Consider the following 25,430-nt stretch of genomic DNA (forward strand, 5'->3'; position numbering starts at 1 on the left):
CGCGGACCTGCCGCTCCGTCGGCACGGGCTCGTCGTGCCGATCGCCCTCGGCTGGGCCGGCGTCCTGCCCCGCTGACCGCCCGTTCGTCAGCTCGCGAGCAGACTCACGAACGGCGCCGGCACGTGGTTCGGCACGGGTGGGCGCACCTGCCACCCGAGCGACCGGAGAGCAGCTGCCGTCTCGGCCGAGAACTGCCGAGCGGTCGCAGCGGCTTCGTCTCGCCGCCAGTGCTTCCGGTACTCATGCACGGCGCGCTCCCAGCCCGGACGAGCGTCGACGCCGCACTCCGTCACCACGAACTCGACGACGTCCGCGAGGCTCGGCCGGAAGTGGGGGTCGCCGAGCGGGAAGTGCAGCGACGAGAGCCGTGCCGGATCACGACGCCCGGCCCCGCGGTCGCCGGTGCGCGACAGGAGAGCGCTGAACGACCCACGTTCGGCATGGAGGTGCCAGTGCGACGGGGGCGTGTTGGTCAGGGCGTCCTGGAACTCGAAGCGGACGAGCGGCTGCCGGTCGGTCGTGAGGAAGAGCGTGAACCGGCTCTCCTCCACTGCCAGCACGGCATGATGCGGGTGCCAGCGGTACCTGAAGAAGATCCGGAGCCGGGCGACGTGCTCGCCCCCCGCGTGGAGCATCGCGGCGGCACCGCGTTCATCGCCGGTTCCGAGCATGATCGAGTTGCTCGGTACTTCGTGGATGACGCTCAGCTCGGCGCCGTGGTCCGGCAGGACCGCGTCGAGCAGTACCTGAGCACGATCGATCTGCAGCGTCGCAGCGTCGACGAACTCGGCGATCATCGGTCGCCCAACACGAACGAGATGTCAGCGAGGGCCTCACGAGCGCAGTACTCGTCTTCGTCGAGGTCGCGCCACGCCTCGACGGGGGCGAACTCGCGTTCGTCCAGGTTCCACTTGCGGTACAACTCCGCGCGCTCAGCACGCAGTTCGTCGCGATTGACGATCCGGATCTCCACGGCTCTCTCCTTCGTCGGGAGAGCGAGCGTAGGACAGCCACGCACGAGGGCGCGAGCTTTCTGCATACAGAATGTCGCGCGACTCCCGCTACTGCTCGAGGACGCTCAGCACGTTGCCCGAGGGGTCGGTGAACCACGCGATGAGCGGGCCGCCCTTGCGGTTCACGCCCTTCTCGTCGGTCATCCCCTCGTAGTGCAGGAAGGCCACACCCTTCGCCGCGAGCTCGTCCACGGCGTCGTCGACCGACGGCACCGGGAAGTTCAGCACCGTGAAGGACGCCGGCTCGTGCGCGGGACCCTTGGGGTAGACGAGCACACCGTGTCCGTCGCCGAGCTGCAGGAAGAGCATGCCGTGGTCCTCGGTGACCTCGACCCCCAGGACGTCCTCGTAGAACGCCTTCGCCTCGGGCACGTCACGCACCGAGAACCCGCTGAACGCCTTCGTCGCATCGACCATGCGGCAAGTGAACCACCCGGGACCGGTGTCGGCGCGCTCTGCCAGGATGAAGCCGTGCTCCCGCCCGAGATGTCCGTCGACGACGCGGTCGACCGCGCGATCCGGCTCGCCACGGACGGGCAGCGCACCGTGCTCGGCATCGCCGGTGCTCCCGGTGCCGGCAAGTCGACGCTCGCACGCCGGATCGTCGCGGGGGTGGACGCAGCGCTCGGTGCCGGCACTGCCGTGCAGGTCCCGATGGACGGGTTCCACCTGGCGAACACGGCACTGGACGCCCTCGGCCGCCACGACCGCAAGGGCGCGATCGACACCTTCGACGGTGATGGCTACGTCGCGCTCGTCCGTCGGCTGGTCGCAGGCGACGAGGCCGTGGTGTGGGCACCCGACTTCGACCGGCGCGTCGACGAACCCGTCGCGGGCAGCATCGCCGTCCCGCAGCGCACCCGGCTCGTGGTGTCCGAGGGGAATTACCTGCTCGACGACAGCGGTCCCTGGGCAGCGCTCGCCGACCTCTTCACCGAGACGTGGTTCTGCGCTGTGGACGACACCGTGCGCGTCGATCGTCTGGTGGGCCGGCACATGCGGCACGGCCGCGACCACGAGGCGGCCCGCACCTGGGCGGTCGAGGTCGACGGTGTGAACGCGGTGCGGGTCGCACCCACGGTGATCCGCGCCTCCAGGACCGTGCGGACGTGACCACGAGACCCCAGCGACGACCACGACAGGAGCGACCATGACCATCGCACTCACCGGCGCGACCGGCAAGATCGGCGGCGCCGTGGCGCGCGCCCTGGCGGACGGCGGTGTGCCGTTCCGGATGATCGTGCGGGACGCCTCCCGGGCGCCGGATCTCCCCGGAGCCGAGGTCGCGGTCGCGTCGTTCGGTGACGCCGAGGCGAGCCGCGCGGCGCTCGAGGGCATCGACCTGCTGCTCATGGTCTCCGGCGCCGAGGCGGTGGACCGTCTCGCCCAGCACCGCACGTTCGTCTCCGCTGCCGCGACGGCCGGCGTCCGGCACGTGGTCTACACGTCGTTCGTGGGCGCGGCGGCAGACGCGACCTTCACGCTCGGTCGCGACCACTGGGCGACGGAAGAGGCGATCCGGGCGACCTCGATGGCGCACACGTTCCTCCGGGACTCCTTCTACCTGGACTTCGTCGAGGACCTCGTCGGCGAGGACGGCGTGATCCGGGGACCGGCGGGCGACGGGGCCATGGCAGCGGTCGCGCGAGCCGACGTCGCCCGGGTCGCGACCGAGGTCCTGCGGAACCCGGCGGCGCACCTCGACCGGACGTACGAGCTGACGGGGCCCGCGGCGATCACCCTGCACGAGGCGGCTGCCACCGTGTCCGAGGTGCGCGGGCGCGAGGTCACGTACCACCCGGAGACGCTCGAGGAGGCGTACGCCTCGCGCGCACAGTGGAACCCGGAGCCGTGGCAGGCGGACGCATGGGTGAGCACCTACACGGCGATCGCCGAGGGGGCACTCGCACGGGTGTCGGGCGATGTCGAGCGGGTCACGGGGCGCCGGCCGATGTCGTTGCGCGAGGTGCTGCTCGCCGGCTGACGCGGCCGGCAGCGGCGGCGGGTCGGGTGTCGAACCACGATTCCGACACCGAACCACGTGATCGGCGTGGTTCGATGTCGTATCCGTGGTTCGACCCCGCCCGCGACTCCGCCGAGCGCGTCCCCGACTGCGCCACCGCCGACCGCGACCCCGCCCACGACCCCGACCGCGCCACCGCTGCCGACCGCGACCCCGACCGCGGCCCCGCCGGCCCGCCCAGCCGGTCCACGGACGCGCCCGGCAGCCCGCACCGCCACACCGTCCACCCGATGCCCGTCACCGCCCACGGGTGCGCCGGCACCCGTGCCCCCGGGTCGACGTCGGCGACCGCCCGACATCCACCCGCCAGCGCCGCCCGCAGCACCGGATCGGTCCGGGGCGCCCCGGCCTGCACCACGAGCACCCGGAGCCCGCCGGCGATCCGCTGCCGCACTTGCCGTGCCGTGAACACCGGCACCGTCCCCGAGAACCCGCCGTCGGTCAGCACCGGCAGCCCGGTCGCGTCGATCACGGGCGACGAGATGCGCCACGTGTCGGTGAGGAAGAGCGGCACCGTGTCGCGGTACCCGTCGAGGCGCCGCGCCGTCCGGACGAGGTGCCGGAACACGACCGGGTACGGCGCCGAGGAACCGCCCCACCAGTCCGGCCGGGAGACCCGGAAGGCCTCGGCCCGACCGTCCGGAACCCGCCAGCGCGGGATCCACGAGCCGACCGAGGCGTCGCTCCCGCTCCCGTCGCGTGCGGCGTCGAGCGCCTGCAGCGAGAAGGCCGCGGGGCCGGCGACGAGTGCGAGTCCGGCTGCGAGGGCGATCGCGGCCCGGGAGGCGCGGTGCCGGCCCGGCCCGCGCGTCCCCTCCCAGCGTGGTCGCCACAGGAACGCGACCACCGTCGCGAGCACGGCCGCGACACCGACGACGAGGGCCGGCGTCGCGAGGACCGCCGGCATCGCGGCACCTCGGGCCAGGAACGCCCACCACGCGAGCTGCGCGGTCGCCAGGAGCACCGGCACCACCCGGAGCCACGCCGACTGCGCCCGGACCAGGCCGACGGCGCCGCGCCACCCCAGGGCTGCGAGGACGGCGAGCTGCACACCGACCGCGGCGACGTACGCGGTGTGCGGCACCTTCGCCACCGAGAGCACGACGGCCGCGGTCAGGAGCCAGACGGTGACCACGAGCAGCGTGGCCGAACCGGCACGGGTGTCGAACGCCCGACCGAAGACGCTGCCGACCCGTGTGCCGGACCGGCGGACGAGGAGCAGCACGACCGCGAGCACGACGGCGAACACGGCTGCGGGGAGGAGCCAGGCCACCTGCGACGCCAGGTGCGGCTCGATGAGCTTCGTCACACCGCCCGGACCGCCGAGGCGTGCCGGCCGGGCGGCGGGACCCTCGGTCGTGCTGACGGAGCCGGGCACCGCTCCCGGCAGGAACCGGTCGATGCCGTTGTAGCCGAACACCATCGCGAACGGGCTGTCGTCGGTCGAGCCGTCGATCCACGGTCGGGCGCCCGCCGGGGTGAGGGCCAGCCCGACCACCCACGCGAGCGACGCCGCGACCGACACCGCACCGAGGACCACCGCGCGACCGATGCGGGCGCCGGTGCCGAGCCGGGTGCCGTCCCGGCCGGCCGTGGCGACGAGGGTCCCGAGCACCAGCGCGGGCAGCACGAACCACGACTGCAGCATCTTCGCCTGGAACCCGACGCCGACCGCGAGCCCGGCGGCGACGAGCGGCCACCACCGGCCCGTGATCGCCGCCCGCTGCCAGCAGAGCAGGGCGACCGCCAGGGCCGCCGTGACCATGCCGTCCTCCATCGGGTGGGCGAACATCGACACGAAGATCGGCGTCGTCGCCGCTGCACCCGCGGCGACGAGCCCCGTCCCGACCCCGGCCCACCGGAGTCCGACGAGCGAGCAGGCCCACAGCGTGACCAGACCCTCGACGACCTGGGGGAGTGCGAGTGCGGCGGTGGAGTCGCCGAACAGCCGGATGCTGAGCGCCTGGGGAACGGCGAACCCGCTGAGCTTGTCGAGGGTCACCGTCGCCGAGGGGTCGAACGCGCCGGAGAAGAGCGCCGGCCACGACTCGGACATCGACCGGGCGGACGCCTCGTAGAACCCGGAGTCACCGCCGCGGGCCAGGTTCCACCCGAGCAGCACGGTCATGCCCGCCGCGATCAGGAGCAGGGCGCAGCGTGCCGCGAGCGGCTGGTCCCGCCACCGTGCGGGTCGTCGAGTGTCCACACTCCGGACCTTGGCCGCCCGGGATGACGGTGGACCGGGACGGTGCCGCCAGCTCGCCCCGAAGTCACGCGCGGCGCTGAGACGACGTGCGGGTGCGACCGGGCCGCACCAGCGGATCCCCGGTGGAGCCGGAACCTTGTCTCAGGCCACCCGTCGGGCCGCGAACGTCCCCACGATCCCGAGCGTCAGCACGGCGACGAGCACGACGAGCAACGGTGCCGTCCAGTCGCCGGTGATCCCGTGCAACGAACCGGCGACGAGCGGCCCCGCGGAACCGAGCAGGTACCCGCCACCCTGCACGAACGCGGACATCCGCCGCGCGTCGGCGTCGCTCGACACGATCCGGACGATCACGATGAAGATCACCGTGATGCCGCCGCCCTGCGCCGCACCGCCGAGGACGGACCAGAGCAGCCAGAGCTGCGGGGCGAACAGCAGTCCGAGCGGCATCGCGAGCCAGAGGAACGCCACGAGGGCGATGATCGCGCGCGGACGCCACTTCGCCGCGAGCACCGGGACACCGAGCGCCCCGACGACCGCGAGGATCTGGAACACCGACGAGCTCGCCCCGGAGGACGCCTTCGAGAAGCCGATCTCGTCGTGCAGCAGCGTCGGGATCCACGCGGTGAGGGCGTAGTACGAGAACGCCTGGCCGCCGAACGCGAGGGTCAGCCCCCAGGTGATGAGCCGACGAGCGGGGCGCACCTGCGCGGACCCCGCACCGCCGTCGACCGTCCGGATCGCACCCGTGCCGAGCACCTGGTCGATCGGCCCGGTCTCGACGACGGGCTCGGACGCCGTCGGGCGGCGCCACGCGGCCCGGGCACCGACCGCGTAGGTCCAGGCGAGACCGGCCACCACGGCGAACACCGCCCAGACCGCGATCGCGACCGGCCAGCCCCAGCTCGCGGCGATCGGCGCGGTGCCGAGCGAGGTGATCATCGACCCGACGTTGAGCGCGGACGTGTACACACCGGTGACCAGGCCGACCCGCTCGGGCGAGGTGTCCCGCCGGATCACGACGGGGATCACCACGTTGCCGATCGTGATGCCGATGCCGATCACGGCGGTGCCGACGAGCAGCGCCGCGGACGACGGCATCGAGCGGACGACGGTGCCGACCAGCACGATGACGAGGGAGAGCGACACCGCGCGCTCGGGGTCGGCCTTCGCGATCACCCAGCTGGCGAGCGGCGTCGCGAGCGCGAAGCAGAGGACCGGGATCGTCGTCAGCAGCCCGGCGACCGTCGCGGTCAGGCCGAGGTCCACGCGGACGTCGCCGATGACCGGGGCCGTCGCGACGATCGGCCCGCGGAAGTTCAGCGCGATGAGGACGATGGCGGCCGGCAGCAGCCAGGCGGCACCGCGCAGTCCCGCCGCGGTCCGGCCGCCAGCCCCGGTCGTCACGAGGACGGCAGCAGGATCGGGAGCAGGTCGAGCGGGGTCGCAGCCTGCGCGATGGTGCCCTCGGCCTCGGCGGGGGAGCCGTAGCCCCACTCGGCGAAGATCGTCGGGACACCGTGCACGGCCGCCCCCTGGACGTCGTGCAGGCGGTCCCCGATCAGCACCGGACGGCTCGTGTCGAACCCGCGGGCGTCGAGGCGGCGCAGGGCTTCCTCGACCACGTCGGCCTTCGACGAGCGGACCTCGTCGTCGCTGGCGCCCGTGATGATGTCGATGTCGCCGGTGAGGCCGTAGTGCTCGAGGATGTACGTCGCCGGGGTCTCGGGCTTGCTCGTCGCGGTCGAGATCGGCAGCCCGGCGTCGTGCAGGGTGCGCAGGACGACGTCGATCCCGGGGAACATCGCCGAGTCGAGGGCACCGTGCGACAAGTAGTGCTCGCGGTACACGGACAGCGTGTGCTCGGCCTGTTCGGCGTCCATGCCCATCGCCGTCGTGAAGGTGTCCATGATCGGCGGGCCCACGAACGACAGCAGCGTCGCGTGGTCCGGCACGGGGACCCCGACCTTCCGGAACGTGTGGGTGAGGCTCTCGAGGATGCCCGGCGCGGAATCGCTGATGGTGCCGTCGAGGTCGAAGAGGATGGCGGAGAACGGGCTGGTCATGTCCCACTCAGCCTAGCCGGGGCCCTGGTGGCGACCGCCCGGCGGGCGCGACGGCACCGGCGGACGCGAGCCGCGCCTCCAGTCCGACCGCTCAGAAGAGGCGGGTGTGGCCGCCCTCGATGCCCCGCATCGCGTCGTAGTCGAGCACGAGGACGCGGATCCCGCCGGTCCTCGGCGAGGGTCCGTGCCTGCGGCGCCACCGTCTGCGCGGCGAGCACACCCTGCACCGGCCGCAGCAGCGGATCGCGGTTCATGAGCTCGAGGTACCGGGTGAGCTGCTCGACCGCGTCGATGTTGGCGTTCCGCTTCATCTCGACGGCGACGCTCGCCCCGGCCTCGTCGCGGGCGAGGATGTCCACCGGGCCGATCGCGGTCATGTACTCGCGGCGGACCAGCGTGTGGCCGTCGCCGAGGAGCTCGATCTGCTCCGCGAGGAGCTGCTGCAGGTGCGCCTCGACGCCGTCCTTCACGAGGCCCGGGTCGACGCCGAGGTCGTGGGACTCGTCGGAGACGACCTCGTACAGGGAGACGATGAGCTTGTCCTGCGTCTTCTTCTGCGTGACCGTCCACACCTGCGTGATGCCGGCGCTCGACTGCTCCTCGTCCGGCTCGGTGATCTCGATCGAGCACGGCGGGCTCATCCAGTTGAGCGGCTTGTAGCTGCCGCCGTCGGAGTGGACGAGCAGCGAACCGTCGGCCTTCAGCATGAGCAGACGGGTCGCGAGCGGCAGGTGGGCTGAGAGCCGGCCCGCGTAGTCGACGGAGCAGCGGGCGATGACGAGACGCACCCGGAGAGCCTAACCGGCGTCGCGACCACCCGTGGTGCTGCCGGCGCTCGTGGCCGCGTCGGCGCGCTGGGCCTGGAGGCGCGGCTCGTCCCCGCCGTCCACGTCGCCGCCACGGCTGGTCGGCCGGGCGGCGGCGCCGCGCTCGCGGGCAGCGCCCGACGCGAGTCCCGCCGCGATGATGAACACGAAGACCACCAGGAGCGCACCGAGCAGCCCCACGTGCTCGCCGAGGAACCCGATGAGCGGCGGTCCCGCGAGGAACGCCACGTACCCGATCGTCGCCACGGCGCTGACCCGGGCAGCGGCGGTCCGGGGGTCGTCGGCCGCGGCGGACATGCCCATCGGGAAGCCGAGGCTCGCCCCGAGACCCCAGAGCACGACCCCGACGATCGCGAGCGGCACGTTGTCGATGAAGATGAGCATGCCGAGGCCGACGACCGCGACGGCTGCGCTGATGCGGAGGATCGGCACCCGCCCGAACCGGTCGATGAGCGGACTGCCGGCCACTCGGCCGACGGTCATGGCGGCGAGGAACACCGTGAGGACGGCGGCGCCCGCGGCGTTGTCGAGGCCGTGCCCGTCGATCATGGCCAGTGGCAGCCAGTCGTTCGCCGAGCCCTCGGCCAGGGCCATGCCGAGCACGATCACGCCGATGAGCAGGGTCGACGGCTGGGCCCAGACCTGCCAGCGGCTGACCGGCGTCGGCACCGGGCTGGTGTCGGTGGCGACGTGCTCCTCGAAGCGGTGCTCGTCCTGGAAGCGAGTGACGGCGACGAGCATCGCGGCACTCGTGACGACGACGAGGACGATGAAGTGCCACGCGACCGGGACCTCGAGCGCCTCGGCGAGGGCTCCGAGGCCGGCACCGGCGAGCGTGCCGAGGCTGAACGCGGCGTGGAACAGCGGCATGATCGTGCGGCCGCCGGCCTTCTCCGCCGCGGCGCCGGACACGTTCATCGACACGTCGCACAGGCCGTTGCCGAACCCGAACGCGATGAGCGCGATCCAGATGGCGGCGAAGCCCCACCCGAGGCTCACCGCCAGCCCGGCGAAGACCATCCCGAGGGCCAGGCACGCTGCGGCCACCTGGACGCCCCGGCGAGCCCCGAGCTTCGCGACGATGTGCCCGGCGAAGGTCAGGCCGCCGATCGAGCCGACCGCCATGCCGAGCACGAGCAGGCCCATCTCGAAGGTGCTCGCTCCGAGGGAGTCGCGGACGCTCGGGATCCGACCGAGCCAGGTCGCGATGTCGAGGCCGGACAGGGTGAACACGACGAACACCGCGGTGATCCAGGCCCGTGTCGAGGGTGTGGTGCGGGCGGACGTCGTCGTCATGGCTGGTCCCATCGTGCTTCGCTGCTGTGCTGCGTGTCGCGGCTCGGTCGAATCGATTCGACCGCTGTTTCCGGCTACGCTAACGGGCGATGGACGAACCGGCAACAGGACCCGGCGCGTCGCGGACGGAGCACCACCGCGAGGACGCCGCCGATGCCCCGCGCGCCGGTGCGGTCCCGCCCGGTCCCGTCCCGGTCCGCCCCCGACGTCCGACCCTCACCGCGGTGGCCCGCGCTGCCGGGGTCGCGCCCTCGACGGCCTCGCTCGCGTTCAGCGGCAGCGGCCCGGTCTCCGAGGACGCCAAGGCCCGTGTGCTGGCCGCCGCCGCCGAGCTCGGCTACGGCGGGCCCGATCCGCGTGCCCGTTCGCTGCGCCGCGGTCGCTCCGGCGTCATCGGCGTCGTCATGGACGAACGGCTGAGCGATGCCTTCCGCGACCCGGTGAACGTCCTGACGCTCGACGGCATCGCCGAGGTGGCCGGTGCCGCCGGTGCCTCGCTGCTGCTCGTCCGCAGCCCCCTCGACGACGAACAGGGTGCCGTCCCCCTCGTCGACGCCCCCATGGACGCCGTTGTCCTCGTCGGGTGCAACGTGCGGATCGACCCCGCGGTCGCCGTGCTCCGGCGCCGGCAGATCCCCGTCGTCGCGATCGAGGCGGACGACATCGAGGGTGCGGTGCCGATCCAGCTCGACAACCGCGAGGCCTCCCGCCGCGCGGCAGCATTCCTGCGCGACCTCGGGCACGAGGCGGTCACCATCGTGTCGCTGCCGCTCGACGGTGCGCGCCGCCGCGGGCCGATCGACGCCGAGCGCGAGGCCGCCGGTATCGCCTTCACGTCCCTCGAACGCCTGCGCGGGGTCCGTGGGGTCTACCCCGACTCGGTCGCGATCGAGGCTGCCGGCAGCTCTGTCGAGGAAGGCCGGATCGCCGGCACCGCGCTCTTCGCGGTCGACGGACCCCGGCCGACCGCGGTCATCGCGCAGAGCGACGTCCTCGCCGTCGGGGTGATCTCGGCCGCCCTCGACGCCGGACTCCGTGTGCCCGAGGACGTCAGCGTCGTCGGGTTCGACGGCATCACCGTGGACGACAGCCTGTTCCACCGCACGCGCATCCGGCAGCTGACCACGCTCGTGCAGCCGTTCGTGCAGAAGGGGCAGGCGGCGGCCCGTGCTGCCCTGGCGATGCTCGAAGGGGCTGAGCCCCAGCCGGCGGCGTTCCGATCGGAGCTCCGCATCGGTGACACGACGGGGCCGCCGCAGGCGTAGGTGCCCGGCGGCCGGCGTCGGGTCGGTGCACCCGCACGGGCCGGCGTCACCCGAGCCGTCGGGTGGGCCAGCGGGCGAGGTCGTCCTCCCAGACGGACGGGTTGCGGGGCGGAGCCACCTCGTCGAGGATCTCGAGCTCGGTGATCCGTTCGATGCGGAAGCCGCGGACCGCATCGCGGAGCCGACACCACCCCGCCAGCAGCCACGAGTCGCCGGCTCGGAGCAGGCCCATCGTCTCGACCTCCCGCACGGTGCTGGTGGCCCGGTCCGGCTGGCCGTCGGCGTCCTCGCCGAGGTACCGGAGCCGCACGACGCGGCGGGCCGCGATGGCGTCCGACAGCATCCCGAGCGGGACGGGCTCCGTGTCCGACGGCGCGACGGCGTCGATCACGCGGATCATGCCGAGCGTCTCGAGCACCGGCGCGCGGTGCTCGTCGAGCATGACCGCGTGGATCTTCGCCGACGCGCGGAGCGCCGCCGCCTGGTACGGCGACGACTCCAGCAGGCCGAGCCCGGCCAGCACGGCGAGGGACTCGGCCGCGGTGGGGTTGAGCGGCGGGAGCGAGTACTCGCGCAGGATCGAGTACCCGCCCGCGGCACCGTGGTCCGCGTAGAGCGGCACCCCGGCGGCCTGGAGCGCGGCCACGTCGCGCTCGATCGTCCGTGGCGACACCTCGAAGTGGGCGGCGAGCCGAGCGGCGGACCACGGCCGTCGCACCCCGCGGAGCAGGTCGACGAGAGCGTAGTGCCGCTCGGCTCGCTTCATGGTCCGATCCTCACAGATGCCGGTGTCGACCGGGCGGCTCAGCTCCGCATGCTCCGCTGGCCACCCGCCGACCAGACCCGCCGTACGCGTCCCGCGTCGTCGAAGTCGAAGACGTCGACGCCGCCCACGTGGACGTCGCCGGCCTCCATGTCCCAGATCAGCCGCCCGTGGTCGCCGTCGAGTGCGTCACCGATGCTGGTGAAGACCGCGTCGGGGTGCTGCCCGCGCCACCAGTCGAGGTACTCGGCGAAGTCGTCGGCGCTCCGGATGTCGTCGGCCGGGGTGGATCCGTCGGGCTCGGTCACGGCGAACCGGATGCGGAAGTCGTCCGCGCAGAGCTGTCGGGCGAGTTCCCCGTCGGAGTTCCACATCACCAGCCACTGGTCGAGGGCGGTGCGGGCCTGGACGTCGTGCGTGTCGTTGTCGGTCATGTACCCACCCTCGGACGGCTGCGCGACAACGGTGTGTCGGTGTTCCCGGCCGGACTACGCTCCTGTCGAGGGGTTCGACCACGGGCCTCGTGATCGATGGGGGCGCTGCGTGTTCTTGACCTTCCTGGTCCCGGTCGTGCTCGTGCTGGTCGTCGTGATGATCGTGCTCGCAGCGCGGGGGTCGATGCAGAAGAGCCCGCTCCAGGAGCAACAGGACGCCGAGGCGCGAGCACGACGCGCTGCCAAGCGTGCAGCCCGCGAAGCAGCCCGTGAAGCCGACCGTGACTGACGGCCGGAGACTCGTGATGACTGGGGTCATCGTCCTCGGGATCGGCTTCGTCGCGACGGCCGCCGGGTCGGTCTGGGTGATCCTCAGTCCGATCGGCGGGGGCGTGAACTTCGGTGCCGCGGCGGTGTACCTCGGAGGGATGCTGTGCGGCGTCGTGGGCCTCGTCCTGGGCATCGCCGGACTGTCCGCCCTCCGGCGGGCACGTGGTCGGAGCCGCTGAGGGGACGCGTCAGTCCTGCGCCGTCGGTCGGACGACGACCTCGCCGACGTCCACCCCGGCCGGCTGCGCGATCGCGTACGCCACCGCGGCCGCGACGGCGTCGGCGGGCATCGCGATCGCGTCACGACGAGCCTCGAGCGCCGCGCGCTGCTCGGGGTCGTCGGTCTTGGTGACCCCCTCGGTCGCGGTGAACCCCGGCGAGACGACGGTCACTCGCAGCCCCGGACCGGCCTCCTGCCGAAGCGCCTCGCTGAGCACCCGCACCGCCGTCTTCGTCGCCGCGTAGACCCCCTGTGCGGGGACGATGCGGTGCGCCGAGGTCGACGCCGTGTGCACGAAGTGCCCCGACTCCTGCTCGCGGAACACCGGGAGGGCCGCAGCGATCCCGTTGAGCACGCCGACCAGGTTCACGTCGACCATCTGCTGCCAGCCGTCGACGTCGAGGGCGTCGAACGGCGAGACGGCCATGCTGCCAGCGTTCTGGTGCAGCACGTCGAGGCGACCGAAGTGCGACCGCGCCGACGCGACCAACGCGTGCAGCGCCTCCCGGCTGCGCACGTCGGTCTCGACCGCGATCGCTTCGCCACCCGCGCCCGTGATCTGCGCGACGATGGACGTCAGCCGCTCCGCGCGACGCGCGGCCAGGACGACCTTCGCGCCGCGCGCCGCGAGGTGCAGCGCCGTCGCCTCGCCGATCCCGCTCGACGCGCCCGTGATCGCGACGACCTTCCCTGCGATGCCGTCCATGTGCATGCCTCCTGTAGTCTGAAACGGACACCCGTCCGATTCATCGAGGAGGCTAGCGGACACATGTCCGTTTCGCAATCGCCCCGTCGCGCCGACGCCGAGCGCAACCGCGCTCGCCTCGTCGACGTTGCGCGCGACGCGCTGCGCTCCGACGCCGCCACGACGATGCAGTCGCTGGCCAGACTCGCAGGGGTCGGCCAGGGGACGCTCTACCGGCACTTCCCCACCCGGGAGGCGCTGCTCGCCGAGGTCTACCGCGCCGACTTCCTGGGACTGGTCGCCTCGGCGCGGGAGCTGGCCGCCCGACCATCGCAGGACGGCGCGCTCCGCTCGTGGCTCGACGAGCTCGCCGCCTTCGGGTACCAGAAGCACGCATTGGCGGACGTGCTCGACGCGGCGACCCGGCAGCAGCTGCACGACGAGCAGTACGACGAGATCAGCAGTGCGATCGGCGCGCTGCTGCAGGCCGGCGCTCGGGACGGGGTACTCCGACCCGACGTCGAGCCGGCGGACCTCCTGGCGCTCGTCGCGTTCCTCTGGCGGCTCGGGGCGTCGGCCGCAGATCGGGTGCCGCACCTGCTCGACCTGGTCATCGACGGGCTGCGTTCCACGGCGTCCGGTGGACGGTGACGCGCGGGATGCGCGACCGCGGTTCCCGGCTCGTGACGCGGAACGTCGCCGTCGGTCTGGTCCTCGCGATGTCTTCGGCAGTCCTGATCGGCGATGCGCTCGGCGGATCGGCTGTGCCTGCCGTACCCGATGCACCCGCGGTCCGGGCGGCCGTCACGTCCGGAGCTCCCCGGCTGGTGGTCACCAAGGTCACCGCGAGCAGCACCACCACGTCGACACGCACCACGGTGCGCACGACGCTGACGGTCAAGAACACCTCGGTGGCGCGCAAGCCGGCAGCCGACGCGTGGCTCTCGCTGACGGCCGGGAGCAAGCGGTACACGCTCGGACACGTCTCGGTGCAGTCACTCGCTGCCGGTGCGAGCGCGACGATCCACGCGACGCACACCGCGCCTCCTCGTGCGCCGGCCGGGAGGTACGTGGTCCTCGCGTGCACGGGAGCGTTCTCCCTGTCGAAGTGCGGCACCTCGGCCACGACCGTCACCACCGCCCGCGCGACCCGAGCTCGTCCCGACACCGGCGTGATGCTCGACGTCGCTCGCGCCTACTACCCGGTGGCGTTGATCAAGCGGTACATCGCGCTCCTCGCGGATCACGGTGGTCGCTTCCTGCACCTCCACCTCACCGACGACCAGAACGTCGGCATCGAGAGCGAGGTCCTCGGCCAGACCCTCGCGAACGCCGATCTCCGGGACGGCATCTACACGAGTCGGATCACCGGTCGGCCGTTCCTCAGCGCGGCACAAGCGCGAGAGATCTCCCGGTACGCCGCGCAGCGAGGCATCGCGATCGTTCCCGAGATCGACACCCCCGGTCACATGGCTGCGGCGTTCGCCCTCCTCGAGGCCGGACACGGCAAGAAGTGGGTGGACCAGATCCGTTCGGGCGAGAGCGAACTCGACACATCGGCGCCCGGCAGCTCCGCGCTGGCCGCACGACTCCTGCAGGAGGTCACGCGGACCTTCCCGTCGAGCCGCACCGTCCACATCGGCGGCGACGAGTGGGGCGACGACGTCACCGCCGACGAACGCGTCCGATGGTTGAACACGATGGCGGCGGCCGTCGGCAACCGTGCGGTGTGGGCGTGGAACGACGGGATCGACCGGGCTGCGATCGGGCGACTGGATCCGCGTATCCACGTCACCTACTGGAGCTTCGACGGCGACACCGAGGACGCGACGGAACGCCGCGAGCGCCGCGAGCGACGGGCGGGTGCGAACGACCTGTACGCGGCCGGTATCGACCTGCTGAACTACGACTCGTACTACCTGTACGAGGTGCCGAGGGACCTCGATCCGGCCGACAGTGAGTACACCGTCGCCGATCTCCGCGAGCACTGGTCGCTCCGGGCCTGGGACGGGGACTCGGGCGCACGTCTGGCGGGTCCGATGTCGGGGGCGGCCGTCACGATCTGGGGCGAGGACCTCGGAGCGCCACCGTCCGAGGCGCTCCTGCGCTGGAGCGCCCCACACGTGCTCGCGATGATCGAGACCGCCGGCTCGTAGGCCGGTTGCAGGTCGGAGCGCGGGCACGTGCTCGCGCCCGGACATCGAGCTGCCGGCCGGCACCGTGACTCAGCGTCGCTACGTGCGCCGCAGCGTCTCCGACGGCAACTCGCCGAACCGCTGGGCGTACGCCGCAGCGAACCGGCTGACGTGGAGGAACCCCCAGCGAGCCGCGACCTCGCTCACGGAGACGCGCTGGGGTCCGACGGCGAGGAGGTCTTCGCGTGCCCGTTCCAGCCGGAGGCGCCGGAGGTAGGCCGTCGGCGTGGTGTCCAGCGCTCGGCGGAAGCCTTCCTGGAGGCTCCGGACGCTCGTGAACACGGCGGACGCCAGGTCGGCCACCGTCCACGGCCGCGCAGGGTCGTCGCGGAGCAGCTCGACGGCTCGCGACACGGATCGCGAACCGGCTCCGCCTCGCGGCGAGTCGAGCGCTGCCGAGTGGTTGTGCGGCTGTCCGAGCAGCAGGCTGTGGAGGAACACCTGCTCGAGGCTGCGGACCGCGAGCGGATGCGTGAGCGGACCTCGCGCTTGCCGTGATCCCTCGTCCACGAGTCGGAGTGCCTGCGACACGGCTCGTCCGCCCGTGGTCTCGAGGTCGAAGGCAGCGTCGAACTCGACGGGTTCGGACACCGGCGCGTCCAGCAACAGCTCGAGCTCGGTCTGCAGGTCGCGGCGGGGGATCATGACCGAGACCTGCGCGAACCAGTCGCCGCAGTCGAGATCGACCGGTCGGCCGGGCATGAACACCCCGGCGGTCTGTGCGGTGCCGCGCACCGGTGCGCTCCCGGCTGCGCGCGCGGTCATCCGCGAACGCACCGGGATGTCGAGGTGGTAGTCGACCGGCTCCGTCGTGCGGATCTGGACGGCCTCGCGGAAGTGCATGTACCCGAACGTGATCCGTCCGAGCGTGAGCGCGTTGAGGTGCATGCGGACGTCGGGAGATCCGTCCGTGGGGGCGATGTCCATCGGGAGGAAGACCTCGCTGAGCACCGCTGCGGCCTCGTCCGCGGTCGTGCTGGCTGCGACCGGGTGCGATGCGAACATCTCCGCTGGCGCCCCGGTCATGGCGCGACTCTACCGGGCAGGATCCGGTCGCTCGTGCGCGGTTCCGCGTTCATCGACGGTGACACCGCGTCCAGTGGATGGCGTCGGCTGACCGGGCTGCCTACCGTCGATCCCGCCGGTGCAGTGCGCCGGTGCGGGAGCGGTGGCCTTTCCCTTCGGGTGGGGAAGGCCACCGTGACGCCGGTTCGAGGGCAGGAGCGTGGCGCATGGATCGACGTGGAGAGGACGTGGTCGAGCACGTGGAGGTGTTCGTCCTGACCCGGACCGCCGAGCGGATGTTCGTACGGTGCGACTGCTCGGTGGGTGCCGACCATCCCTTCGAGCGACCGTCGGGCACTCGTCCACACGACGAGCGTCCCGACAGCTGACCGGATCGCGAGGTGCTCGTGAGAGAGTCGCTGCATGACGTGGACCGGGGCCGCCGACGCGCAACGCTACGGACACACGCTGCTCGAAGGGGAACGGGTCCGGTTCCGCGCGCTCGACGACGCAGATCTCCCCGACTTGGTCCGCTGGTGGCGTGAGCCGGAGTGGGCCGTGTTGCAGCAGCTCATCGTTCGCCCGAGACCGGAAGAGACGGTCGTCGACGTGTTCCGGGGCTGGAGCAGGAGCGAAGACAGCGGAGAGGTGGGGTTCAGCGTCGTCGACCGCACCTCGGGCGAGCTCGTCGGGCACGTGACGCTCTTCGGCGCGACGCTCCCGGTCCGAGCTGCGACGTTGGCCGTCATGATCGGCAGTGAGCACGTCGGACGCGGGTACGGGACCGACGCGGTCCGTCTCCTGACGGCGTACGGGTTCCGCGAGATGGGGTTGAACCGCATCGAGATCCGGGTCCACACGTTCAACGACCGGGCGCGAGCGGTGTACGGCAAGCTCGGCTACCAGGAGGAGGGAGTGCGCCGCGACGCCACCTTCCACGACGGCCGTTTCCACGACGAGGTGATCATGTCGGCACTCGCCCGCGAGTGGACCTCCGGTTCGGCGGCCGTACCTCCGTCGTCCTAACGGACGGCTACCGCAGCAGTTCGATCGCTGCTGAAGTCCCCGCAGTCCGCAGCGTCCAGTGCGGGCGGACGAAGTCGTCCCGGTTCAGCCGGACCCGGACCTCGTCCACGACTTCATCGTCGCGCGTCTGCGCACGAGTCACACCGTTCGTCAGGTAGCCGAGCTTCTCCGAGACCTGCAGCGACGGGTGGTTCCACGCCGCCGCGCTCGACTCCGCCCATTCGGCAGCGAGATGGTCGAACGCGAACAGCAGGAGCGCAGCCCGCATCTCCGTGCCGAATCCGAGGCCCTGATGGGGCCGCGCGAGCCAAGAACCGCTCTCGACGGTCTTCCGCGCCGCGAAGCGACGGCCGTGGAGCTCTTGCACGCCGATGGGTGTGCCGTCGTGGAGCACCGTGAAGCTCACGCCCCACGCGGTGCTGGTCACCCCCGACCGGAGCTTCCAGTGGTACTGCGCGAGTGAACGAGCCAGGGCGTCCGGTTCGGCGTCCGTCCACGGGACACCGAACGGCATGCGAGCGGGATCGTGCACGCCGGACAGGGCTGCGTCGACGAGGCCCGGGAGGTCGTCATCGCGCAGCGGCCGGAGCTCCAGCCGCGGAGTGGTGAGCCGCAATCCGAACAGCGGCCAGATTCGCTCGAGGTCCATCGTCCCACGGTACGAGTCGCCGACTGCGGGTTACGGGCTCCCTCGACGCACCCCGAGCCCCACCACCGCCACGAGGTTCACCGCGCTCCCCACGAGGAACCCGGTCGTCCCCCCGGCCACCCCCGCGACCGGCCCGAGCGCGGCCATGAGCACCGCTCCGACGACGAACCCGGCCACGGACGCCAGCGCCACCTGCCGCGACCGCCCCGCCGCGAGCAACAACGCCGCCGGCACGAGCCCGACGGTGAACACCCACACCCCGACCATCAGGTACCGCAGGTCGGCCACGGCCGCAGCGCCCTCGGCCGGGTAGACGATCGGCAGGAACCACCCGGCGAGCAGCGCCACGAGGCCGAACACCACGGCGGTGCCGGCAGCGAAGCCGACCACCAACAGGACGGCCCCGCGTGACCGCAGGGACCCGCCGTCCGTTCGGTGGGCGAACGCCGGCACGAGCACCTGCCCCAGCGCCTGCCCGAGCATCGACGCGGGGGTCGCCAGGGTGAACGCGGCCGCGTAGACGCCGGCGTCGTGGGCGGAGACGGTGACCTGCGCCGAGATCATCGTCAGCTGGAGCAACCCGTTCGAGGTCACCACCGCGAGCACGTTCCACGCCGCGAACCCGAGCACCCCGCCGACGGGTTCGCGAGCAGCAGGCCCGAACCCGTTGCCCCGCGGCCAGCAGGCGACGGCGAAGACGGTGTACCCGATCGCGAGCGGCAGCAGCACGAACGGTTCGAGCCGGGCGACGCAGGCGAGCACGAGCAGCCCGAGCGCGAGCACGCTCGTCACGCCGTCCCACAGCGCGACCTTCGGAGCACGGCCGTAGCCGAGCTGCGCTCCGCGGGTGTAGCAGTACAGCCCGTAGCCGACGACGACCGCGACACCGCCGAGCACCGTGCCCGGGCCGTTGCCCCACGCGAGGGCGATCGGCACGGTGACGGCGGCGAGCACCAGGGTCGAGACGAGCATGGACAGCCCGAGCAGCCGATTCACCGCGGCGTCGGAGCGTCGTCCGCGCAGCGCGATCGCCAGGTACCGCGAGGCCGTGTTGCCCGCGGCGTTCGGCCAGAGCAGGGCGACGAAGACCGAGAGCGACAGGAGCGCGGTGGTCTGCCCGAGGGTCTCGGTACCGAACACCCGACCGACGACGACGGTCACGAGCAGCTTCGCGACGCCCTGCACCCCGATGCCGACGGTGGCGAGCGCGGCGGACGACGCGACGGACGAGGCCGCGGCCGGAGCGGCAGCAGGACGCACGCTCACCGCGCCAACGCCTGTTCGACCCACCCACGCCGGTGCGCCCGCACCCCGAGCGTCACCGCCCGCACCCCGATGTACCCGAGCGCGAACGCGGCCCACAGCCCCGCGAGGGTCCCACCCGCCCACCAGAGCAGGGGCAGGTACACGACGAGGTTCACCCCGCCCGCGATGGCCAGGTACCGCGCGTCCCCGGCGCCGATCAGCACCCCGTCGAGCACGAACACGTAGCCCGCGACCGGCATCCCCACGGCGATGAGCACGAGGACGACGGGCAGCGCGCCACGCACGGCGGACGAGTCGGAGAACACCGGCCCGAGCACCCCGCTCACGGCGAGGGTCAGCACCCCGAGCAGCACACCGCCGGCGATCCCGAGCAGGACGAGCCGCCGCGTCACCAGCCGCACCCGCGCCGGGTCCCGCGCCCCGAGCCCGTGTCCGACGAGCGCCTGCCCGGCGATCGCCAGGGCGTCGAGCGCGAACGCCAGGGTGGAGAACACGGTCAACCCGACCTGGGTGGTCGCGAGCCCGGTCGTCCCGAGCCCCGCGGCGGCGCCGACCGTCGCGAGCATCGCCACGCGCAGCGAGGCCGTCCGCAGGAACAGCCAGGCACCGGACCGGAGCGCCCGCGCGACGCCCGAGGCGCCCGGGCGCAGTGGAGCCCCCGACGCACGCGCCGCACGGACCGCGATCCGGACGTAGACGATCGCCATCGCCCACTGCACGATGACGGTGCCGGCGGCCGACCCCTCGACACCCCAGCCGGCGCCGTAGATGAGGACGGCGTTGAGCAGCCCGTTCGCGACGAACCCGACGGTGGCGACGACGAGCGGTGTCCTCGTGTCCTGCAGCCCACGGAGCAGCCCGGTCGAGGCCGTGACGACCAGGATCCCGGGCAGCCCGATGAGCGACACCGTCAGGTAGGCGGTCGCCGCCGCCGACACGTCGGCCGACGCACCGAACAGGTCGACCAGCGGTCCGGCGAGCGGCCAGCCCACGAGCGCGAGGACCACGCCCAGCACGAGCGCGAGCCACATCCCGTCGATGCCGGCGTGCACGGCTCCGCGTCGGTCCCCGCCGCCGAGCGCGCGGGCCACGGCCGGGGTCGTCGAGTACGCGAGGAAGACGAGCAGCCCCGTGACGGTCTGCAGGACGGCGCCGGCGAGGCCGACGGCAGCGAGGGGCGTCGCACCGAGGTGCCCGACGAGCGCGGTGTCGGTCAGCAGGAACAGCGGCTCGACGACGAGCGCACCGAGCGCCGGCACCGCGAGGCGGACGATGTCGCGGTCGACCGCGCGCCGCTCGGTGGTCACTGCGGGTCGCGTCGGTCCGGGCACCGACCCATTCTGGCGGCGAAGCGGACCACGCGTGGTGCGCGCACGCCCGGACCGGTGACGGGTCGGACGGGAGGCGCGGGTCGGCGCCGACCCGCGCCTCCCGTCCGGCGGGTACCCGCGTCAGTCAGCGCGCGGTTCGGCGGGGACCCCGCCGGTGGCGGCGTGGGCCGCTTCCGGCACCTCGGGCGTCGCCTCGTCGGTCCCGCGGGCGCGGCCGACCAGGTCCATCACGTGGTAGACCACGATCGCCGCGACCGTGCCGAGGATGATCCCGCCGAAGCTCGCCTGACCGAACGAGAACGTGAAGTCGGCGATGCCGATGATGAGTGCGATGCCCGCGGTCAGCTGGTTCTTCGGCTTCGCGAAGTCGACACGGTTCTCGACCCAGATCCGGATGCCGATGACGCCGATGAGCCCGTAGAGCGCGGTGGTCGCTCCGCCGAGGACCCCCGGCGGGACGGACGAGATGACGGCGCCCACCTTCGGGGAGAGGCCGAGCAGGACGGCCACGATCGAGGCCACCCAGTACGCCGCGGTCGAGAAGACCCGGGTGGCGGCCATCACGCCGATGTTCTCGCCGTAGGTGGTCGTCGCCGAGCCACCGCCGACGCCCGCGAGGACGGTGGAGATGCCGTCGGCGAAGAGTGCTCGCCCGGTGAGCGGGGTGAGGTCACGACCGGTGAGCTGTCCGACGCCCTTCACGTGGCCGACGTTCTCGGCGATGAGCGCGAGGACGACCGGCACGAACGCCAGGTAGATCGCGAGCTGCGACGGGTCGAACGCGGGCGCGGTGAACTCGGGCAGGCCGATCCAGGCGGCCTTGTCGACGGCGTCGAACGAGACCTCGCCGGCGATCAGTGCCGCCACGTACCCGACGACCACGCCGATGACGATCGACAGGCGCCCGATGAGCCCCTTGAAGAGCACGGTCACGAGGATGATCGCGGCGAGGGTGATCACCGCGACGACCGGGGCCTTCGTGAAGTTGTCGCGGGCGGCCGGAGCGAGGTTGAAGCCGATGAGGGCCACGATCGCGCCGGAGACCACCGGCGGCATGAGGCGGTCGATCCACCCGGCGCCGGCCAGGTGCACCACGGCGCCGACGGCCGCGAGGAGCACCCCGACGACGATGATCCCCGACAGCGCCAGCGGGATGCCGCCGATCTTCGTCGCGGCGGCGATCGGGGCGATGAACGCGAAGGACGACCCGAGGTAGCTCGGCAGCCGGTTGCCGGTGATGAGCAGGAACAGGATCGTGCCGATGCCGCTGAAGAGCAGCGTCGTCGCCGGCGGGAAGCCGGTGAGCAGCGGCACGAGGAAGGTCGCGCCGAACATCGCCACGACGTGCTGCACGCCGAGGCCGATCGTCCGGCCCCAGGTGAGGCGCTCGTCCGGCGCGACGATCGTCGTCGCGGAGACGGTCGCGCCGTCCCCGTGCAGCTTCCACGGAAGTCCCATGCGACGACCGTACCGGCAGCCGTCCACAGGTGACGGCACCCGTCCTGCTCGATCAGGGCGACGGTGGCTATCGTTGACCGCATGACCGACGTCGCAAGCACCTCCGGGATCCACACCGACGAGCTGGACGCCACGGTCCGCCCGCAGGACGACCTGTACCGCCACGTGAACGGCTCGTGGATCGCATCGACGCCGATCCCCGACGACAAGGCACGGTACGGCTCGTTCACGGTGTTGGCCGAGGCCGCCGAGATCGCCGTGCGGGACATCATCGAGCGCTCCCAGCAGGCAGCGCCCGGCACCGAGGACCGCAAGGTCGGCGACCTCTTCACCTCCTTCACCGACGAGGACCGGCTCGAGGCCCTGGGCACCGCGCCGATCGAGCCGCTGCTCGCCGAGATCGCCGCCGTCGACTCGGTCGACGACGTCATCCGCATGGTCGGACGCTTCGAGCGCCTCGGCCTGCCGAGCTTCCTGCAGCTCTTCGTCGACAACGACCCGGGCGACCCGGAGTCCTACGTGGTCTTCCTCGAGCAGTCCGGCCTCGGGCTGCCCGACGAGTCGTACTACCGCGAGGACCGCTTCGCCGACATCCGCACGAAGTACCGCGAGTTCGTCGCCGCGATGTTCCCGCTCGCCGGGTTCGAGGACGGCGGCGACCGCACCGAGCACGTCATCGCACTCGAGACCGCACTGGCGTCGAAGCACTGGGACAACGTCACCACCCGCGACAGCCAGAAGACCTACAACAAGCTGCCGTGGGCCGAGGTCGCGGCGCTCGCCGACGGCATCGACCTCCGCCTCTGGTGGGAAGCGATCGACGCACCGGCCGGCGCCTTCGAGACCGTCGTCGTCCGCGAACCGTCGTTCGTGACCGGTCTGGCGGAGCTGCTCCGCGACCAGCCGTTGGACGTCTGGAAGGACTGGCTGCGCTGGCAGGTGATCCGCGCCTCCGCGGCCTACCTGACGAGCGCCTTCTCGGCGACGAACTTCTCGTTCTACGGCACCGCGCTCACCGGTGCGCCCAAGCAGCGCGAGCGCTGGAAGCGCGGGGTCTCGCTGGTCGAGGGGGCCATGGGCGAGGCGGTCGGCCGCATCTACGTGCAGGAGCACTTCGACGAGACCTCGAAGGCGACGATGGACGACCTCGTCGCGAACCTGGTCGAGGCCTACCGGCAGAGCATCACCGCCCTCGACTGGATGACCGACGAGACGCGTGCTCGGGCCCTCGACAAGCTCGACAAGTTCACGCCGAAGATCGGGTACCCGGTCAAGTGGCGGGACTACTCCGCGCTGCCGGTGTCCGCCGACGACCTCATCGGCAACGTCCGCGCCGTCGCGAGCTTCCAGGTCGACCGCGAGCTCGGCAAGATCGGCAAGCCGATCGACCGCGACGAGTGGTTCATGACCCCGCAGACGATCAACGCGTACTACAACCCCGGGTTCAACGAGATCGTGTTCCCGGCGGCGATCCTGCAGTTCCCGTTCTTCGAGGCCGAGCGTGACGCCGCCGCGAACTACGGCGCGATCGGTGCCGTCATCGGGCACGAGATCGGGCACGGCTTCGACGACCAGGGCTCCCAGTACGACGGCGACGGCCGACTCGAGAACTGGTGGACCGAGGCGGACCGCACCGCGTTCGAGGAGCGCACGAAGGCCCTCATCGCGCAGTACGACGCGCTCGTCCCGACCGAGGTCCCGGACGGCCACGTCAACGGTGCCCTGACGATCGGCGAGAACATCGGCGACCTCGGCGGGCTCTCGATCGCGTGGAAGGCGTACCTGCTGTCCCTCGACGGGCAGGAGCCGCCGGTGGTCGACGGCCTCACCGGTGCCGAGCGCTTCTTCCTCAGCTGGGCGCAGGCCTGGCGGATGGCGATCCGTCCGGAGGAAGCCGCCCGTCTCCTGAGCATCGACCCGCACTCGCCGACCGAGTTCCGCTGCAACCAGGTGGTCCGCAACATCGACGTCTACTACGACACCTTCGGCGTGACCGAGCGGGACGCGATGTACCTCGACCCGGCCGAGCGCGTCTCGATCTGGTGATGGCCGAGCCGGACGCGGCTCCGTCGTCGGAGCCGGGAGCGGCTCGCCGGTCGCGGCGACGGCAGCATGCCGGCGGGGCCGACGGGCGTGCTCGCGGGCGGCACCGCGGTGGTGCCGACGACCGGTTCGCCGCGACGCTGCAGGCGCTCGGCGCCATCGCCCGGGACGGCGCCTCCGTCAGCGCCTCGGTGATCGACACCTCGACGGGCAAGGCCCTGCTGGCCGTGGACGACACACTCGTCCAACCGGTGGCGAGCCTCGGCCGCGTGCTGCTCCTCGTCGAGGTCGCGGCGCGGCTCGAGGACGGCGGGCTGCACGGCGACCGGCTCCAGCGCATGGCGCGCGACACCGCGACCGGTGCCGGGCTCTGGCAGTTCCTGCAGGAGCCGACCATGCAGGTGTCCGACCTGGCGACCCTCGTCGGTGCCGGTGCGGACGCCTGGGCGATGAACGCGCTGCTCTCGACCGTCGGGATCGACGCCGTCCGCGAGCGCGCCGAGTCGCTCGGGATCGAACGGACTGCCCTCATCGACCGGGTGCGGGACCGTCGCGGGCCGGACGACGCTCCGGACGCCTCGGTCGCGCCGACGGGCGAGCTCGCCTGGCTCATGCGGGGCCTGGCACTCGGCGAGGTCGTCGACGAGGCCGTGTCGAACCGGGTGCTCGGATGGCTGTCCCTCGCGTCCGACCTCAGCCTCGTCGCGGGGTCGTTCGGGCTGGACCCGCTCGCGCACCGGGCACTGGACCACGGGTTGCAGGTCGTCTCGGCGACCGGGTCGAGCACGGGCGTGCGGGCCGAGGCCGGCATCCTGCGCGGGCCCGGGTCGTCGGTGAGCTACGCCGTCACGGTGACGTTCGACGACGACTCGCTGCAGCGGCGGCTGGCGGTCATCGACGCCCTGCGGACGATGGGCACCGAGGTGCTCGAGACGGTGCACGAGCCCGCGGCCCGCTGAGCGTACCCTCACGCTCGTGACCGAGTACCTGATCTCCTTCGACGAGGGCACGATGGTGTTCCCCGTGGCCGATCTCCAGGCCGTCTCCGACGTGACGCACGCGGTGCTGCGCGACGCGAAGGCCGCCGGCGTGTGGGTGTTCGGCGGGGGACTCCTCCCACCCGACACCGGCGCCCTGGTCGACACCGACGGCACCGTGCACGACCCGGCCGTCCGCCCCGGCAAGGACACCTTCATCGGGGGTTTCTGCATCCTCGACGTCCCGACGCGCGACGACGCCCTGGTGTGGGCTGCCCGGTTCGCAGCGGCCTGCCGGTGCGCGCAGGAGGTCCGCGCGTTCATGGACGACCCCGAGTCCTGAGCGACTCC

General features: G+C 72.3%; 26 protein-coding genes and 1 pseudogene. 11 read left to right on the top strand and 16 right to left on the bottom strand.

Annotated elements, in window-relative coordinates:
* Positions 1-87: 87 nt before the first annotated feature.
* The 3 genes from QE359_RS04130 to QE359_RS04140 all read right to left on the bottom strand — a co-directional run bounded on the left by QE359_RS04130 (position 88) and on the right by QE359_RS04140 (position 1,431).
* Positions 88-798, bottom strand: a complete 711-nt coding sequence (locus tag QE359_RS04130) for a hypothetical protein (RefSeq protein WP_309777771.1) — start codon at positions 796-798, stop codon at positions 88-90.
* Entirely contained in the window at positions 795-974 is a 180-nt protein-coding gene (locus QE359_RS04135) for a hypothetical protein (RefSeq protein ID WP_070417386.1), read from the bottom strand. The genes QE359_RS04130 and QE359_RS04135 overlap by 4 nt, the downstream gene beginning before the upstream one ends.
* 88 nt (positions 975-1,062) lie before the next feature.
* Positions 1,063-1,431 (bottom strand): VOC family protein, encoded by a 369-nt coding sequence (locus QE359_RS04140; protein WP_309777772.1) that lies wholly within the window; start codon positions 1,429-1,431, stop codon positions 1,063-1,065.
* A 69-nt stretch (positions 1,432-1,500) separates the two neighbouring features.
* Between QE359_RS04140 and QE359_RS04145 the strand changes: the two genes are divergently transcribed.
* Both QE359_RS04145 and QE359_RS04150 read left to right on the top strand, forming a co-directional pair.
* A complete protein-coding gene (locus QE359_RS04145; protein ID WP_309780397.1) occupies positions 1,501-2,127 on the top strand; it encodes a nucleoside/nucleotide kinase family protein in 627 nt (208 codons plus the stop codon).
* A gap of 37 nt (positions 2,128-2,164) precedes the next feature.
* Positions 2,165-2,998 carry an SDR family oxidoreductase gene (locus tag QE359_RS04150; protein WP_309777773.1) on the top strand — a complete coding sequence of 278 codons (834 nt, stop codon included), beginning with the start codon at positions 2,165-2,167 and terminating at the stop codon, positions 2,996-2,998.
* On the opposite strand, the gene QE359_RS04155 is transcribed toward QE359_RS04150, so the two are convergent.
* From QE359_RS04155 to QE359_RS04175, 5 genes and pseudogenes are all read right to left on the bottom strand, one after another.
* The gene (locus tag QE359_RS04155) at positions 2,949-5,243 is read right to left on the bottom strand and encodes a glycosyltransferase family 39 protein (RefSeq protein ID WP_309777774.1); all 2,295 of its coding nucleotides are present in this window, start codon (positions 5,241-5,243) and stop codon (positions 2,949-2,951) included. The two genes, QE359_RS04150 and QE359_RS04155, sit on opposite strands and share 50 nt — an antisense overlap.
* Positions 5,244-5,384: 141 nt before the next feature.
* Positions 5,385-6,650: an MFS transporter gene (locus tag QE359_RS04160; RefSeq protein ID WP_309777775.1), complete on the bottom strand. Its 1,266-nt coding sequence runs from the start codon at positions 6,648-6,650 to the stop codon at positions 5,385-5,387.
* The gene (locus tag QE359_RS04165) at positions 6,647-7,309 is read right to left on the bottom strand and encodes an HAD hydrolase-like protein (RefSeq protein WP_309777777.1); all 663 of its coding nucleotides are present in this window, start codon (positions 7,307-7,309) and stop codon (positions 6,647-6,649) included. Before QE359_RS04165 ends, QE359_RS04160 begins: the two co-directional genes overlap by 4 nt.
* Before the next feature lie 91 nt (positions 7,310-7,400).
* Positions 7,401-8,097, bottom strand: a pseudogene (nucS, locus tag QE359_RS04170) (endonuclease NucS).
* 9 nt (positions 8,098-8,106) lie between these two features.
* The gene (locus QE359_RS04175) at positions 8,107-9,432 is read right to left on the bottom strand and encodes an MFS transporter (RefSeq protein ID WP_309777778.1); all 1,326 of its coding nucleotides are present in this window, start codon (positions 9,430-9,432) and stop codon (positions 8,107-8,109) included.
* 89 nt (positions 9,433-9,521) lie between these two features.
* On the opposite strand from QE359_RS04175, the gene QE359_RS04180 reads away from it, so the two are divergent.
* Positions 9,522-10,697 (top strand): LacI family DNA-binding transcriptional regulator, encoded by a 1,176-nt coding sequence (locus QE359_RS04180; protein ID WP_309777780.1) that lies wholly within the window; start codon positions 9,522-9,524, stop codon positions 10,695-10,697.
* Between the two features lie 46 nt (positions 10,698-10,743).
* On the opposite strand, the gene QE359_RS04185 is transcribed toward QE359_RS04180, so the two are convergent.
* Together QE359_RS04185 and QE359_RS04190 are read right to left on the bottom strand one after the other, a co-directional pair.
* Positions 10,744-11,463, bottom strand: a complete 720-nt coding sequence (locus tag QE359_RS04185; RefSeq protein WP_309777782.1) for a WYL domain-containing protein — start codon at positions 11,461-11,463, stop codon at positions 10,744-10,746.
* 38 nt (positions 11,464-11,501) lie between these two features.
* Entirely contained in the window at positions 11,502-11,894 is a 393-nt protein-coding gene (locus QE359_RS04190; protein WP_309777784.1) for a nuclear transport factor 2 family protein, read from the bottom strand.
* Between the two features lie 109 nt (positions 11,895-12,003).
* On the opposite strand from QE359_RS04190, the gene QE359_RS04195 reads away from it, so the two are divergent.
* Entirely contained in the window at positions 12,004-12,183 is a 180-nt protein-coding gene (locus tag QE359_RS04195) for a hypothetical protein (RefSeq protein WP_071302226.1), read from the top strand.
* A gap of 16 nt (positions 12,184-12,199) precedes the next feature.
* Positions 12,200-12,403, top strand: coding sequence for a hypothetical protein (locus QE359_RS04200; RefSeq protein WP_309777786.1), 204 nt, complete (start codon positions 12,200-12,202; stop codon positions 12,401-12,403).
* 9 nt (positions 12,404-12,412) lie between these two features.
* Here QE359_RS04200 and QE359_RS04205 read toward each other — a convergent pair whose 3' ends face one another.
* Positions 12,413-13,150 carry an SDR family oxidoreductase gene (locus tag QE359_RS04205; RefSeq protein ID WP_309777788.1) on the bottom strand — a complete coding sequence of 246 codons (738 nt, stop codon included), beginning with the start codon at positions 13,148-13,150 and terminating at the stop codon, positions 12,413-12,415.
* Positions 13,151-13,213: 63 nt separating this feature from the next.
* On the opposite strand from QE359_RS04205, the gene QE359_RS04210 reads away from it, so the two are divergent.
* Complete coding sequence (locus QE359_RS04210) at positions 13,214-13,780, top strand: TetR/AcrR family transcriptional regulator (protein WP_309777789.1); 567 nt, start codon at positions 13,214-13,216, stop codon at positions 13,778-13,780.
* A gap of 8 nt (positions 13,781-13,788) precedes the next feature.
* Entirely contained in the window at positions 13,789-15,285 is a 1,497-nt protein-coding gene (locus tag QE359_RS04215) for a family 20 glycosylhydrolase (protein WP_309777790.1), read from the top strand.
* Between the two features lie 78 nt (positions 15,286-15,363).
* Here the strand turns inward: QE359_RS04215 and QE359_RS04220 are convergent, their stop codons facing one another.
* Positions 15,364-16,350, bottom strand: coding sequence for an AraC family transcriptional regulator (locus tag QE359_RS04220; protein ID WP_309777791.1), 987 nt, complete (start codon positions 16,348-16,350; stop codon positions 15,364-15,366).
* 402 nt (positions 16,351-16,752) lie between these two features.
* On the opposite strand from QE359_RS04220, the gene QE359_RS04225 reads away from it, so the two are divergent.
* Positions 16,753-17,355 carry a GNAT family protein gene (locus QE359_RS04225; protein WP_309777793.1) on the top strand — a complete coding sequence of 201 codons (603 nt, stop codon included), beginning with the start codon at positions 16,753-16,755 and terminating at the stop codon, positions 17,353-17,355.
* A 7-nt stretch (positions 17,356-17,362) separates the two neighbouring features.
* Here QE359_RS04225 and QE359_RS04230 read toward each other — a convergent pair whose 3' ends face one another.
* The 4 genes from QE359_RS04230 to QE359_RS04245 all read right to left on the bottom strand — a co-directional run bounded on the left by QE359_RS04230 (position 17,363) and on the right by QE359_RS04245 (position 22,059).
* Positions 17,363-18,004, bottom strand: a complete 642-nt coding sequence (locus QE359_RS04230; RefSeq protein WP_309777795.1) for a GNAT family N-acetyltransferase — start codon at positions 18,002-18,004, stop codon at positions 17,363-17,365.
* 30 nt (positions 18,005-18,034) lie between these two features.
* Complete coding sequence (locus tag QE359_RS04235; protein WP_309777797.1) at positions 18,035-19,270, bottom strand: hypothetical protein; 1,236 nt, start codon at positions 19,268-19,270, stop codon at positions 18,035-18,037.
* Complete coding sequence (locus QE359_RS04240; protein ID WP_309777798.1) at positions 19,267-20,577, bottom strand: MATE family efflux transporter; 1,311 nt, start codon at positions 20,575-20,577, stop codon at positions 19,267-19,269. The genes QE359_RS04235 and QE359_RS04240 overlap by 4 nt, the downstream gene beginning before the upstream one ends.
* 144 nt (positions 20,578-20,721) lie before the next feature.
* Entirely contained in the window at positions 20,722-22,059 is a 1,338-nt protein-coding gene (locus tag QE359_RS04245) for a solute carrier family 23 protein (protein ID WP_309777799.1), read from the bottom strand.
* Positions 22,060-22,140: 81 nt separating this feature from the next.
* Here QE359_RS04245 and QE359_RS04250 point away from each other — a divergent pair, with 81 nt between their 5' ends.
* The 3 genes from QE359_RS04250 to QE359_RS04260 are packed head-to-tail and all read left to right on the top strand — an operon-like array spanning position 22,141 to position 25,422.
* Positions 22,141-24,105, top strand: coding sequence for a M13-type metalloendopeptidase (locus QE359_RS04250; RefSeq protein ID WP_309777800.1), 1,965 nt, complete (start codon positions 22,141-22,143; stop codon positions 24,103-24,105).
* Positions 24,105-25,061, top strand: a complete 957-nt coding sequence (locus QE359_RS04255; RefSeq protein ID WP_071294319.1) for a serine hydrolase — start codon at positions 24,105-24,107, stop codon at positions 25,059-25,061. Before QE359_RS04250 ends, QE359_RS04255 begins: the two co-directional genes overlap by 1 nt.
* Before the next feature lie 16 nt (positions 25,062-25,077).
* Positions 25,078-25,422 carry a hypothetical protein gene (locus QE359_RS04260; RefSeq protein ID WP_309777802.1) on the top strand — a complete coding sequence of 115 codons (345 nt, stop codon included), beginning with the start codon at positions 25,078-25,080 and terminating at the stop codon, positions 25,420-25,422.
* Positions 25,423-25,430: the final 8 nt, after the last annotated feature.

Origin of the sequence: Curtobacterium sp. SORGH_AS_0776 (genome assembly GCF_031453355.1) — a bacterium.
Lineage (GTDB): Bacteria > Actinomycetota > Actinomycetes > Actinomycetales > Microbacteriaceae > Curtobacterium.